This is a genomic window from Microlunatus parietis (assembly GCF_013407955.1).
GTDB classification, from domain to species: domain Bacteria; phylum Actinomycetota; class Actinomycetes; order Propionibacteriales; family Propionibacteriaceae; genus Microlunatus; species Microlunatus parietis.
In genome coordinates this window covers 6,590,443-6,603,176 of sequence record NZ_JACCBU010000001.1, presented here as the reverse complement: position 1 = coordinate 6,603,176, position 12,734 = coordinate 6,590,443, and the positions used below count along the sequence as shown (strand labels likewise).

The window sequence follows — 12,734 nt, the reverse complement described above, 5'->3', positions numbered from 1 at the left end:
GGGTCAGGCTTCGAAGAGGGATCGCCACTCGGTCCCGAAGCGCGGCGGCCGACCTCGGTAGCCACGTTCGGTCAAGTGATCATGAATCGTCGTGACCAGAGCCCGGGCCTGTCGCAGTCGCGCCGCGGTCACCCGGATCACGGCGTAGCCAGCTGCGGCGAGCGCCTCGTACCGTTCGATGTCGGCGCTCCACTGCCAGCCGTCGGTCCGATGCTGCTCGCCCTCGTACTCCACCACGACGCGGAACTCGTCGTAGTAGAGATCAACTTCGGCGATCCGTCGCTGCTCGTCGCCGACCGCGACGTTGCACCGCGGCTCCGGCAGCCCGGCCATGATCAACATCAGCCGCAGCTCGGACTCGCGCACCGACGCCACGTTCGGCCGGGCCAGCTCTGCAGCCCGGCGGGCGGTACGGCAGCCGCGACCGGTCGCCGCCGCAGCCGCCTCGACCAACTCCTTCCTGGTCGCCCGGCCCAGCTTGATCAACCGATCGGCGACCGCGACCGCATCGACGATCGAAAGTTCGGTGCAGGCCTCGACCCAGGCCGGAACAGGGAGTGCGACGCGATTCCGGGCGAGCGGCAGCAGGTGCCGTCGGACCAGCCGGAGTCCCGGCGTCCGGCGGCGCAGATCGGTGGCGGTCGCCAGTCGTACCGGAAGCGGATCGGCGACCTCGACTCCGTGCAGCCACAGCGCCGTCACCCCGACCACGACCGTGTCCGGTGGCGCGGCGAGCACGGCCGCCGCGCACCGCTCGAGCAGCGTCGGCTCGTCGTCCTTCTCCAGGTACACGCCGCGGACCAGCCGGCGCAGCGATCGCACCCGATTCCGCCGCCCTCGTTCCCGCTCCCGACGCGCCGTGGTCAACCTCACCTCCCCCATCCGGACAGCCTCACCCGCCCGGCCCGACCGCGCCACCCCCGTCCGTCAATCTGTGGACAACTCCGCGACGCAATGTTCGCGCCTACCTCCGGACTGTGGACGATCCGTACTTCTCCGAGGCGATCTCGCCAGCACCACCTTCCGATCGCGCGCGCCCCCGACCCACCGCTCAACACCATCGAGCGGACTGGTTGACCCGCAAACCGGCCGAAATCGAGGTCAAATCGTCCGTTCGGCAAGGTGCCGAGGCCGTAGCCTTCCGATGGTGCCGATCTCGACGACTGGGTTGAACGACATGCTGGCTGAGGTCGCGAGCCAGGCCGAGGTCACGAAGGTGGAGCGACTCCACGGGCTGGATGCGGAAGGGCGTTGATTCGGTTCGCCGGCTCTCGTGATGACTCGGCTGAGCGGTCAAGGCGACGTTCGACCGCCCAATCTGGATCGCTGGCTGCAGATCGCCCATGCCTTGGCTTCAGTTCACGCCACGGATACCGCAGGCGCCGGCGGCCCCTGCTTCCGCAGGACAACTGGGGCAACCGCGAGCTCACCCGAATCCAATGGCCGTCGAACTCGTCTCTCGTGCAGCGTGCCATGGATGCCGTCCGGCAGCATCGCCCAGATCCGACCGCAGGCCGCACCCTGATGCACGGCGACTATCACCCGGGGAACCTGCTGTGGCGTGACGGTGCCCTCACCGGAGTGATCGACTGGAACGGGGCGAGGCTCGGCTCGCGTTGGTTCGACGTGGCCTACTGCCGTGCCGATGTCGCTGCCCTCTTCGGCCACGCATCACACCATTCCTCCGCCAAGCCCTCGCGGAACTCGGTGTCCGACCCCGCCGAACGGACGGGTTGACCGGCAGATCGGGCCTGTCATGTCTCGGGTTCGTCCGGACAGTATGTCCGAGGTCAGTGTGGACAGATGGTGGTGTGGTTGGTCAAGGGTCGGGGCCGCGCGGGAGCTGCGAGGAGGGTGGCGTCGTCCTCGTCGTGGTCAAGGCCGGGGCCCTTCGGGTTGGCCTTCGGCCAAGCCTTGACCTCGTCTCCGGGCGCCTGCCGATTCGCGGTCAGCTTCAGCGTGGCGGGTTTGGGCCGAAGCCGCTAGAAGGGTTGGGACCGCTCGGTGGCGTCGCGGCTGCCGTGTTCTGGTTGCCAGCCGCTGGATTCGTCGAGGAAGTCGTCGGGCCAGGGTGCGGGCCGGCCGGTGTCGTCCCACCAGCCGGTTTCGTAGCCGGCTTCCAGGGCTGCCCGGTATTGATCTTGGGTGAAGCCTGGACCGTGGATGTCGCGGAGGTCGATCTTGGTCTCGTCTGGTTCAGCGGCGTCTGGTTCACGATCGTTGTTGATCATGGTTGTTCCTTGCGTTGTCGTTGTTGGTGGATCAGCAGGGGCAGCCGGCCGCCGCGGGGCCGTCCGTTGCTGTAGTAGGTCTTGCCGGGTTCGAGGACCTGGGTCCGGAGGTGGCGGCCTCGGCCATCGAAGATCGTCACGGTCTGACCGGTGCTGATCGTGGTGACGGTGGTCTTGGCATGTTCACGGCCGAGCTGGATCCGGACACCGTCGACCCGCACGCTGCCGTTCGCGGCGACTCTGGGCTGTTTCGACCGTGCCGGCCGTGCCGGTGCCGGTGCCGGTGGGGCCGGGACCGGCGGGACCGCGACCGGCCCAGCGGCCATGACCTCGGCCGGTGTGCGCAGGCCGAGGGCTTGATGGCCACGGTCGTGGTTGTAGTAGCGGTCGAACTGATCCAGCTGTGCTTGCAACTCGGCCAACGAGGTCGCCCTCGGCCGGGCTCTCAGCCAGCGTTGCACGGTCTGATGAACCCGTTCGTCCTTGCCCTGGGTCTGCGGATGCCCCGGCCGGCCGGTGATCGGACGACACCCCAGTCCGGTCAGATGATCAACCAGACGGCTCCGCCGGCCGATCCGGGTCTGATTCAACGCGCTGCCGTTATCGGTGAGCAGCAGACACGGCACCTGGAACGCAGCGATACCCCTGTCGACCACCAGGATCGCCGCCTCCACCGTTTCACCCCACGCCGCGAGCGAGGCGATCATGAACCGGGAATGATCATCCACGAGCTGGAAGATCACACACGCACGGTCAGCGGCCAGCACCCAGTCGAACGCGTCGAGCTGCCAGCACTCATGCACCAGCGCGAACACGAACCGTCGCACCGCCGACCGCGGTCGTTTCTGCGGTTGCGGGACCACCATCCCGCGACGGGAGAAGATCCGGGCCAGCGTCGACGCGGCCGGCGGCGTCACACCCAGCCGGTCCATCCGGAACCGGACCGAGACCGGTCCGTAGTCACAGCCCTGATCCCTCAGCTCCTTCCGGAGCCGGACCGCCAACTCCTCGATCTCCAGCCCGACCGCGAGCGGATGCCCCTGCGGCCACGACCGCGAACGTGGCTGGACCGCCGCCGCCGGATCCTCCGCTCGAGCACGAGCCCGGAGTTCGTAGAACCAGGACCGCGACAGCTTGTGCCGCTCACAGAACCGAGAGACCGCGCCCCGCGGCGCGTCCTCGGGCCAGAACGCGATCTGAACACGAATGTCCACCGAGACCACCCTGTCTGCCATGAACGCCAGCATGCGTTCGTCCGAACTGTCCGGACGAACCCGAGACATAACTGTCCGGTCGAACACAAGTCAGGACACCGGCAGATCGGGCCGGAATCGAGGTCAAGGCGTCCGTTCGGCGGCCCCGATCGGGCTAGGGGGCGGCGAGGGCCTCCGTCGGGGAGAGGCGGGAGGCTCGGACGGCGGGATAGAGGCCGGCGATGCAGCCGACCAGCAGGGTGGCGGCGAGACCGCCGGCGACGGCCCAGAGCGGGACGACCGCGGTCCAGCCCTGGTACGTCGCGTAGCCGACCGTCGCCGCTGCCCCGATCGCGGCTCCGGCCAGGCCGCCGAGGCCGGACAGCAGCAGCGACTCGACCAGGAACTGGGTCCGGACCTGGCCGTGGGTCGCGCCGAGGGAGCGGCGCAGGCCGATCTCGGCTCGCCGTTCCAGGACGGAGATCACCATCGTGTTGGCGATTCCGACGCCGCCGACCAGCAGCGCCACCGCGCCGAGCCCGACGAGCAGCCCGGTGAAGGCGCGGTCCGCCGCCTGCTGCGCCGCCAGCGCGTCGGACGGGCGGGAGACGTCGACCTCGTTCGGCGCCTCCGGGTTGGCCGTCGCGCCGAGGACCGCCGCGACCTGTTCGACCTGGGCCTCGGCGGACCGGGTGTAGACGCGGGTCGGGTGCCCGTCGAAGCCGAGCAGGGACTCGGCGACCGGCCAGCCGGTCAGCGCGGCGCTGTCCAGTTCCGGGGCGAGCACCGACGGCTCCAGGATGCCGACGACGACGAACCGTACGCCGCCGATGATCACCGTGACGTCCGGACCGGGCGAGGTGATCCCGAGCCGTTCGGCCGTGTAGGCGCCGAGCACGGCGACCGGGTAGTGGCCGGTCGCGGAGTTCAGCCAGGAGCCCGCTTTCAGGGCGGTGCCGGTGGTGGCGAGCAGATCGTTCCGGGCCGCGTACGTCGCGATGCCGCCGGACTGCTCCACCGGGATCCGGTCGTTGCGGTACACCTTGGCGTCGGGCACCAGCCCGGTCGCCGAGGTCGCCTCGACCGGCCCGATCCGGCCGATCATGGACTCGGCCGTGAGCGGCAGCGTGGCCGCGCCGCCGGTGAACGTCGACCCGGCGTCGGCGGTGAGCAGGTTGGTGCCGAGCGCGTCGAGGGTCCGGTCCAGCTCGGCCCGGGACGACGCGGAGATCCCGATCACCGCGACCATCGCGGCGATGCCGATCGCGATCCCGAGCGAGGAGAGCACCGCTCGCAGCGGTCGGGTACGCAAGCCGACCGCACCGACCCTGATCACGTCGGAGACCGGCATCCGGCCCGGTCGTAAGGCCCGACTCACGATGCCACCTCACCAAGATCATCAACTCCGCGCCCATGATCATCAGCACCGTGATCATGATCATCGACGGCGGCGCGGCGATCTTCGACTACCCGGCCGTCGAACATCCGGATCTGGCGCGGCAGCGAGTCGGCGAGTTCTCGATCATGGGTGATGATCACGACCGTGGTGCCGTCGTCGTTCAGGTCGCGCAGCAGCCGCAGCACGGTCGCCGACGACACCGAGTCCAGCGCACCGGTCGGTTCGTCGGCCAGCAGCAGGGCCGGCTCCCCCACCACGGCGCGGGCGATCGCGACCCGTTGCCGTTCGCCGCCGGACAGCTCGTGCGGCCGGTGATCGATCCGGGCGGACAGGCCGACTCGGTCCAGGGCCGCGGCGGCCCGGCGCCGCCGCTGCCGGCGGGAGGTGCTGGTGTAGAGCAGCCCGTCGGCGACGTTGTCCAGCGCCGGTACGCCGGCCGCCAGGTGGAACTGCTGGAACACGAACCCGATCCGGTACGCCCGCAGGGCCGACAGCTGACGGTCGGACAGGTCGGCGACCTGGTGCCCGTCGATGATCACCGCGCCGGAGGACGGCCGGTCCAGGGTGCCGATCAGGTGCAGCAGCGTCGACTTGCCGGACCCCGACGGGCCGACGACCGCGACGAGTTCGCCGGGCTCGACCCGCAGCGAGGCGCTGTCCAGGGCGACGACTCCGTCCGGGTAGCTCTTGCTGGCCCGGTCCACGGTGATCATGCCGGGCCCGGGCCCGGCCGGGGCGATCATTCGGGTATCCCGACGACGGTGCCTTCGTCGATGCCCGCGCCGGACACCTCGACCCGGCCGTCGGCGAACAGGCCGGTGTCGACCTTGACGTAGGAGGTGGTGCCGCCGGCGACGACCTCGAGCCCGTACCCGCCCTCGGCCAGCGCGAGCAGTGCGGTCACCGGGACGGTCAGCACGTCCTTGCGTTCGCCGGTGGTGACGATCAGGTCGACCGCCGCCTGGTCGTAGCCGGCCGCGGCCTCGATCGCCTTGTCGCCGCTGAGTTCGGCGACCGCGATCACCACGGTCGACGCCTCCTCCTGCTGGCCGGACCCGGCCTGCACCTCGGTGGACAGCTCGGTGATCTTGGCCGGCACTCGTTTCCCGTCCGGCAGTTCCACCTCGACCTCCGCCCCGGTCTTCACGTCGGCCAGGTCGGACGGCTCGAGTTGGACGGTGACCGCCTTCGCGGTCGAGGTATGGCTGAGCACCGGCTGCCCCGGCGTCGCGGCGGCACCGAGCTCGACCTCCAGCCCGTCGATCCGCCGCGACTCGGGCAGGAAGGCCACCCGACCCAGCTCGACCGTCCCGGTCTCCGCCAGCCCGAGGTCGTCCTGCCACTCCTCGACCGCCGCCGCGGTGCGCCAGGTGAACTCGTCGTCGACGGTGAAGCCGTCGTAGCCGAGTTCCTCCAGGTTGCGCTCCAACTGCTCGACGTCGGGGCCCTCGTCGCCCTCCTTGAGCGTGCGGTAGGCCGGCAGCTCCCCGTACAGCAAGATCACCGGGTCGCCGTCGACGGAGTACAGCGACTGACCCCGCTTGATCACGTCGCCGACGTCGGGCAGGCCGGTGATCGTTCCGGTCAGCCGGTTCGTGGTGGTGGTGGCGACGCCGTAGCCGAGTTCGCCGTCGTACTCCGAGGTGGCGGTCAGCGTCTGCCGGGTCACCTCGGCGGTCGCGGGCGGCAGGACGGGCGGGCTCTGGTTCGCCGCCTTGCCCCATCCCTGCGCGCCGAACCAGACCGCCGATCCGCCGCCGGCAGCGGCCGCGACGAGGAAGATCACGGCGGCCACCCGGCCGCCTCGCCGGCGCCGCGTCACTTGCCCACCGCCCCGCCGAGCAGGTCCTTGCAGGCCTCCTGCGCGGCCTCGAAGTCGGGATCGCCGGCGAGCTCCTTGTTGATCTGGATGCCGGGCTGGTTCGGGTCGGGATCCGGGAACTTCTCCACGCCGTTCTCCCGCATGCACGTGGCGTGCTCCTGCGCGGCGCCCATCCGCTGCTGGTACTTCGGGTCGTTCTTGTCCATCTGCGGCGCCAGGTCGCGGCAGGCCTCCATCGCCTCCCTCGACTTGGCCTGGTCGCCCTGCACCCTCAGCTTGAGCCGGCCGTCGGGGCCGGGGTCGTCGACCTCCATGCCGTGCTCGCGCAGGCACTCGACGTACGCCATCGTCGCCTGCTTCGGGTCCTGGCTCGGGCCGCCGGACGCCGACGGCCCGGCCTCCCCGCCGCCGGCACTGGCCACGCCCCCGCCGTCCGTACCGGCACAACCGGTCAGCACCACCAAGATCAACAGCAGGCCGGCGAACGGGCCGGCTCCGCGCTTCAGCATCGTCTTTCTCCTTCACTCGAACGGATTCCCCCCAGTGAAGCCCTGCCCACGTTTCCCGGCCGTTACCCGATTCATGGCCGGCTAACAGGAAGGAAACATAGGTTCACGGAGGATCGCGGGGGTGCTCCAGGGAAAGGGAGAGTGATCATGCGCGTGCTGGTGGTCGAGGACGAGCCGATCCTCGCCGACGCGATCGCCGAATGGCTGCGGGACGAGCCGCATGCGGTGGACGTGGTCGGTGACGGCGGCTCGGCCGTGGAACGGATCCACACCTACGACTACGACGTCGTCGTGCTGGATCGCGATCTTCCGGTGCTGCACGGCGACGAGGTCTGCCGGCTGCTGATCGAGTCGCCGTCGACGGCCCGGGTGCTGATGCTGACCGCGTCGGCCGCGGTGGCGGACCGGGTCGGCGGGCTGAGCCTCGGCGCCGACGACTACCTGACCAAGCCGTTCGCGCTGGCCGAGCTGGCTGCCCGGGTGCAGGCGCTGGGCCGCCGGTCCCGACCGGCCGCGCCGCCGGTGCTCCGCCGCGGCGAGCTCGAGCTCGACCCGTCCCGGCGCGAGGTGTTCCGCGACGGCGTCCAGATTCCCTTGGCCAGAAAGGAGTTCGGCGTACTGGCCGAGCTGCTCCGGGCCGACGGCGCGACGGTCTCGGCCGAGCAGCTGCTGGAGAAGGTGTGGGACGAGTTCGCCGACCCGTTCACCGGCTCGGTCCGGCTGACCGTGCACAAGCTGCGCCGCAAGCTCGGCGAGCCGACCTTGATCGACACGATCACCGGCGTCGGGTACCGCCTGCGATGAGAATCCGGAGACTGCGCCGCTCGATCGGCCTGCGGGGCCGGCTGACCCTGATCTACGGCGGGTTGTTCCTGGCCGCCGGGGTGACGTTGTTGATCACCACCTACCTGCTCTTCCAGCAGCAGTTGACCGGCCAGCTGCTGCGGCAGAAGGTCGCCTGGATCGGTGGGCCCGGCGCCGAACCGCTGCCCGACAAGGCGGGGCTGCCGACCAAGAGCCAGGTGTACGTCTACACGCCGGACGGCAGAATTCTGTCCGGCGCGGACGCCCGGACCTTCATGGCCGAGCAGGCGGCCCGGCTGCAGGACGCGGCGTCGCAGTCGCTGCTGCTGCTCGGCGGCATCGCGCTGCTGATCGTCGGCGGCATGGCCGTCGGGCTCGGTTGGCTGGTGGCCGGCAGGGTGCTGGCGCCGCTGCACCGGGTCCGCGGCGCCGCCGAACGGATCGCCGCCGCGCCGACCGCGAACCACGGCCTGCGGGAACGGATCGCGCTGTCCGGGCCGGACGACGAAGTGAAGGACCTCGCCGACGCGTTCGACACCATGGTGGAACGACTGGACGCCTCGTTCGCCGGCCAGCAACGCTTCGTGGCCAACGCGTCGCACGAACTGCGCACCCCGCTCGCCCTCAGTCGGGCCATGATCGAACTCGCCCTGCACCGCAAGCAGACGTCACCCGACCTGCGCCGGCTCGGCGAGGACCTGCTCCAGGTCAACGCCCGGCACGAGACGTTGATCAACGGGCTGCTGGTGCTGGCCGGCATCGACAACGAGCCGCTCGAGGCGCGCCCGGTCGACCTCGCCGAGATCGTCGACCACGCGGTCGGCGACACCGCGGCGGAGGCGGCCGCGGCCGGCGTGACCGTACGGGCGACGACCGGCCCGGCCCCGACCGTCGGCGACGCTCTGCTGCTCCAGCGGCTGGCGCACAACCTCGTGCAGAACGCGATCCGGCACAACGTCGCGGAGCAGGGCTGGGTCGACGTCGAGACCGGGGCCGCGGACGGCCAGGCGACCCTGCGGGTGATCAACTCCGGACCGGTGATCGGCGCGCACCAGGTGCCGCACCTGTTCGAACCGTTCCGCCGGCTCGACGCCGACCGGCTGGCCGGGCGCAACGGCTCCGGGCTCGGCCTGTCCATCGTCCGCTCCGTCGTCACGGCCCATCGCGGCCGACTGGACGCCGAGCCGGCACCGGGTGGCGGCCTGGACATCACCATCAGCCTGCCCGCCTCCCCGCCGGCCCTGGAACGGGCCGGCTGATCACCGCGGCGGCCCGGCCAGGATCCGGGCCCGCGTCTCGGCGAGCGTCTCCTCCCGGTGTCTCGGCCCGTCGATCGCCCAGGTCGCGCCGGCGTCGGCGAGCTCGTCGGCCGGGGCGGCCGCGAGCGACGTCACCACGTCGAAGCCCGGGCCCGGATCGAGCTCCGCGACGAGCGCGGCCAGGGCCTCCGGGGTCAGCGACCCGGTGTCCCGCGACTGCGGGACGATCCCGTCCCAGCGGGCCGCTCGCCGTACCCCGGCGCGGGCCGGCAGCGTCGCCGCCACCCAGATCGGCGGTCGCGGTCGTTGCACGGCGGCCGGCAGCAGCTGTGCCGACACCCGGTAGTGCTCGCCCTCGTGGTCGACCGGTTCGCCGCGGAGCAGCCGGTCCAGCACCGGCAGGGCCTCGTCCAGTCGGGCCGCGTGCACCTTCGGCTCGACCGGCTCGCCGAACGCCCCGTACTCCGTCGCCTGTGGCACCCCGAGCCCGACACCCAGCACCGCGCGACCGCCGGTCAGGTGGTCCAGCGTGACGATCTCCTTGGCCAGCTTCCACGGTCTTCGCCGCGGCACCGGCGTGACCATGGTGCCCAGCCGCAACCGTTCGGTGTGCGCCCCGATCGCGCCGAGTTGCACCCACGGGTCGTAGGTCGGCTCCCGCCGGTCCGGATCGAGCTGCACGTGGTCCCAGAGGAAGAAGCCGTCCCAGCCGGACTGCTCGACCTCGACCGCGAACCGGACCAGCTCGGCCGGCGGATGCCCGTTGGGCAGGTTCACCCCGAATCTCATCACCATCCCACCGTCCTATCAGCCGGCACAGACAGTCGCCTGGGCCGCGACGGGACCTACTGTCGGCGGCGGGATCTACTGTCCCGGGCAGACACGACGAGAGGGAGCGGACTGTGACGGAAGCGACGATCACCCGGAGGCTCGGTACGGACGGCCCCGAGGTCAGTGCGATCGGGTTCGGCGCCTGGGCCATCGGCGGCCCGGCCAGCCGGGACGGCCGGCCGATCGGCTGGGGCGAGGTCGACGACGACGAGTCGGTCGCCGCCCTGCACGCCGCGCTGGACGCCGGGGTCACGTTGATCGACACCGCAAACGTGTACGGCGCCGGCCACAGCGAGCGGGTCGTCGCGCGGGCGCTCCAGGGCCGCCGCGACGAGGTGGTGATCGCGACCAAGTTCGGCAACCTGATCGACGAGGCGAAGCGCGAGGCGATCGGCCGGGACGCGTCGCCGGAGTCGATCCGGGAGCAGTGCGACGCCAGCCTCAGCAGGCTGCGGACGGACGTGATCGACCTCTACCAGTTCCACATCGGCGACTACCCGCTGGACCGGGCCGGCGAGGTCCGGGACGCGCTCGAGGGCCTGGTCGCCGACGGCAAGATCAGGTTCTACGGCTGGAGCACCGACGACCCGGACCGGGCCGCGTTCTTCGCCGAGGGTGAGCACTGTGCCGCGGTCCAGCAGTCGTTCAGCCTGGTCAACGGCAACGAGGACACCCTCGCCGTCGCCGAGCGGCACGGCCTGGCCAGCATCGTCCGCGGCCCGCTGGCGATGGGGCTGCTGACCGGGAAGATGACCCGGGAGACCACGTTCGCCGAGACCGACGTCCGGCACGGCTGGGACTGGTCCGGCGACCCGGGCCGCCGGCTCGACGCGCTGGATAAGGTGCGCGAGATCCTGACCGAGGACGGCCGGACGCTTGCCCAGGGCGCGCTCGGCTGGCTGCTGGCCCGGAGCGAGGCGTTCGTCCCGATCCCCGGCATCCGTACCGTCGCGCAGGCCCGGGACAACGCCGGCGTCCTCGCCGCCGGGCCGCTGTCGGCCGACCAGCTGGACCGGATCGCCGCGGCGCTGGCCTGACCGCAAGCGGCGTCGCGTGACCTCGGTCACCTGGGCTTGACCATGCCCCAAGGTCACAGCCTGGAGTGGGATCCGTCATGTCCCACGACAGGAGGCTTGAGATGGAACGAGGACGAAGGGCGCGCCGTTGGCTGGCACTGATCGTCGCTGCCGGGCTCGCCGGATCACTGCTGAGCACGCCGGCCGGCGCCGACGACGGCGCGGGCTCGGGCTCGGTCGGCGCCGTGACCTGGGGCGCCTGCCCGGCGGACGTCGCGGAGAAGGCACCACAGCTCGAGTGTGCGGAGATCCCGGTGCCGCTGGACTACGACGAGCCGCACGGCACCACGATCAAGATCACGGTGTCCCGGCAGGCCAGCTCGGACCCGGCGAAGCGGCGCGGCATCCTGCTGCTCAACCCGGGCGGTCCGGGCGGCGCCGGCCTCAGCCAGCCGGCCGACCTGGTCAACCTCGGCGCGCCGGCGAGCGTCCTGGACAGCTACGACCTGATCGGCATGGATCCGCGCGGCGTCGGCCATTCGTCGCCGGTCAGCTGTGGTTTCACGGCCGACCAGGACTACCGCGGCAACATCCCGCCCTTCGCAGCCGACGCGGCGGCGGTCGAGCGACAGGCCGAGGCCGCCAGGAAGATCGCCGACCAGTGCGCCGAGCATGATCAGGACGGCCGGCTGCGCCATCTGACGACCGCGAACACGGCCCGCGACCTGGACCGGATCCGGGTCGCGCTCGGCGAGCAGAAGCTCAACTTCTTCGGGCTCTCGTACGGCTCCGCCCTCGGCGCCGCGTACGCCTCCCTGTTCCCCGAGACCACCGACCGGCTGATCATCGACAGCAACGTCGGCGACACCCATCTCGGGTACGAAGGGATGCGCCAGTTCGGGCTCGGCGCGGAGCAGACCTTCCCCGCCTTCGCGAAGTTCGCGGCGGCCCGGCACGACGCGTACGGCCTCGGCCGCACCCCGGCCGCGGTACGGCGGAACTACCTGGAGCTGGCCGAGCGGCTGGACCGCGAGCCCGTCGACGGGGTCGACGGCGCGCTGGCCCGGTTCCTGGTGTTCGTCGGCCTCTACTCCGAGAAGGGCTTCGCGCCGACCGCCCAACTCCTGCAAGCGCTGGGCGACTCCGATGCCGCGGCCGTCCGCCGGCGGCTCGCCGAGCGCCCGCCGGTCGGCCCGGCCCAGCCCAGCACACCGGCCGAGAAGAAGACCGACGCCCTGTCACCGTACGACAACACCTGGTCGGCGTTCCTGGCCGTGACCTGCAACGACTCGGACTGGCCCGAGGACGTCGCGACCTATCAGCGCGAGGTGGCGAAGGACCGCGCGCGCTTCCCGCTGTACGGCGCCGCCGGCTCGAACATCAACCCGTGCGCCTTCTGGCACCACGAGCCGAGCGAGCCGCCGGTCGCGATCAACGACAACGGCCCGGCGAACGTCCTCGTCGTGCAGAACCGGCGCGACCCGGCGACCCCGTACCTCGGCGGGCTGAAGATCCGGCAGGCGTTCGGCGACCGGGCCCGACTGGTCAGCGTCGACGGCGTCGGGCACGGCGTCTATCTCTACGACGACGACCCGTGCGCGATGAACGTCGCCACGCAATATCTGGTCGACGGCACCTGGCCGCGTCGCGACGTCACCTGCTGATCCGCG

At 71.3% G+C, this 12,734-nt stretch carries 13 protein-coding genes; 5 read left to right on the top strand and 8 right to left on the bottom strand.

Annotated elements, in window-relative coordinates; translation table 11 throughout:
* Nucleotides 1-3 precede the first annotated feature (3 nt).
* Nucleotides 4-867, bottom strand: coding sequence for a DUF559 domain-containing protein (locus tag BKA15_RS31755; protein ID WP_179757651.1), 864 nt, complete (start codon nucleotides 865-867; stop codon nucleotides 4-6).
* Between the two features lie 384 nt (nucleotides 868-1,251).
* Here BKA15_RS31755 and BKA15_RS31750 point away from each other — a divergent pair, with 384 nt between their 5' ends.
* On the top strand, nucleotides 1,252-1,737 hold the full coding sequence (locus tag BKA15_RS31750; RefSeq protein ID WP_179757650.1) for a phosphotransferase family protein: 486 nt from the start codon (nucleotides 1,252-1,254) through the stop codon (nucleotides 1,735-1,737).
* 245 nt (nucleotides 1,738-1,982) lie between these two features.
* Here the strand turns inward: BKA15_RS31750 and BKA15_RS31745 are convergent, their stop codons facing one another.
* The 6 genes from BKA15_RS31745 to BKA15_RS31720 form a co-directional block, all read right to left on the bottom strand.
* The gene (locus BKA15_RS31745) at nucleotides 1,983-2,231 is read right to left on the bottom strand and encodes a hypothetical protein (RefSeq protein ID WP_179753172.1); all 249 of its coding nucleotides are present in this window, start codon (nucleotides 2,229-2,231) and stop codon (nucleotides 1,983-1,985) included.
* Entirely contained in the window at nucleotides 2,228-3,466 is a 1,239-nt protein-coding gene (locus BKA15_RS31740; protein ID WP_179753937.1) for an integrase core domain-containing protein, read from the bottom strand. Before BKA15_RS31740 ends, BKA15_RS31745 begins: the two co-directional genes overlap by 4 nt.
* A gap of 133 nt (nucleotides 3,467-3,599) precedes the next feature.
* A complete protein-coding gene (locus BKA15_RS31735) occupies nucleotides 3,600-4,802 on the bottom strand; it encodes an ABC transporter permease (RefSeq protein WP_312879585.1) in 1,203 nt (400 codons plus the stop codon).
* Nucleotides 4,799-5,566, bottom strand: a complete 768-nt coding sequence (locus BKA15_RS31730) for an ABC transporter ATP-binding protein (protein ID WP_246322467.1) — start codon at nucleotides 5,564-5,566, stop codon at nucleotides 4,799-4,801. Before BKA15_RS31730 ends, BKA15_RS31735 begins: the two co-directional genes overlap by 4 nt.
* Nucleotides 5,563-6,645: a peptidoglycan-binding protein gene (locus tag BKA15_RS36070; RefSeq protein WP_179757649.1), complete on the bottom strand. Its 1,083-nt coding sequence runs from the start codon at nucleotides 6,643-6,645 to the stop codon at nucleotides 5,563-5,565. Before BKA15_RS36070 ends, BKA15_RS31730 begins: the two co-directional genes overlap by 4 nt.
* Nucleotides 6,642-7,154 carry a hypothetical protein gene (locus tag BKA15_RS31720; RefSeq protein ID WP_179757648.1) on the bottom strand — a complete coding sequence of 171 codons (513 nt, stop codon included), beginning with the start codon at nucleotides 7,152-7,154 and terminating at the stop codon, nucleotides 6,642-6,644. The genes BKA15_RS36070 and BKA15_RS31720 overlap by 4 nt, the downstream gene beginning before the upstream one ends.
* Before the next feature lie 147 nt (nucleotides 7,155-7,301).
* On the opposite strand from BKA15_RS31720, the gene BKA15_RS31715 reads away from it, so the two are divergent.
* Entirely contained in the window at nucleotides 7,302-7,958 is a 657-nt protein-coding gene (locus BKA15_RS31715) for a response regulator transcription factor (RefSeq protein WP_179758821.1), read from the top strand.
* Nucleotides 7,955-9,217 (top strand): sensor histidine kinase, encoded by a 1,263-nt coding sequence (locus BKA15_RS31710; protein WP_179757647.1) that lies wholly within the window; start codon nucleotides 7,955-7,957, stop codon nucleotides 9,215-9,217. The genes BKA15_RS31715 and BKA15_RS31710 overlap by 4 nt, the downstream gene beginning before the upstream one ends.
* On the opposite strand, the gene BKA15_RS31705 is transcribed toward BKA15_RS31710, so the two are convergent.
* Entirely contained in the window at nucleotides 9,218-10,012 is a 795-nt protein-coding gene (locus tag BKA15_RS31705; RefSeq protein WP_218871660.1) for an LLM class flavin-dependent oxidoreductase, read from the bottom strand.
* A 107-nt stretch (nucleotides 10,013-10,119) separates the two neighbouring features.
* Here BKA15_RS31705 and BKA15_RS31700 point away from each other — a divergent pair, with 107 nt between their 5' ends.
* Nucleotides 10,120-11,085 (top strand): aldo/keto reductase, encoded by a 966-nt coding sequence (locus tag BKA15_RS31700; RefSeq protein WP_312879583.1) that lies wholly within the window; start codon nucleotides 10,120-10,122, stop codon nucleotides 11,083-11,085.
* Between the two features lie 101 nt (nucleotides 11,086-11,186).
* The gene (locus BKA15_RS31695; protein WP_179757646.1) at nucleotides 11,187-12,728 is read left to right on the top strand and encodes an alpha/beta hydrolase; all 1,542 of its coding nucleotides are present in this window, start codon (nucleotides 11,187-11,189) and stop codon (nucleotides 12,726-12,728) included.
* Nucleotides 12,729-12,734: the final 6 nt, after the last annotated feature.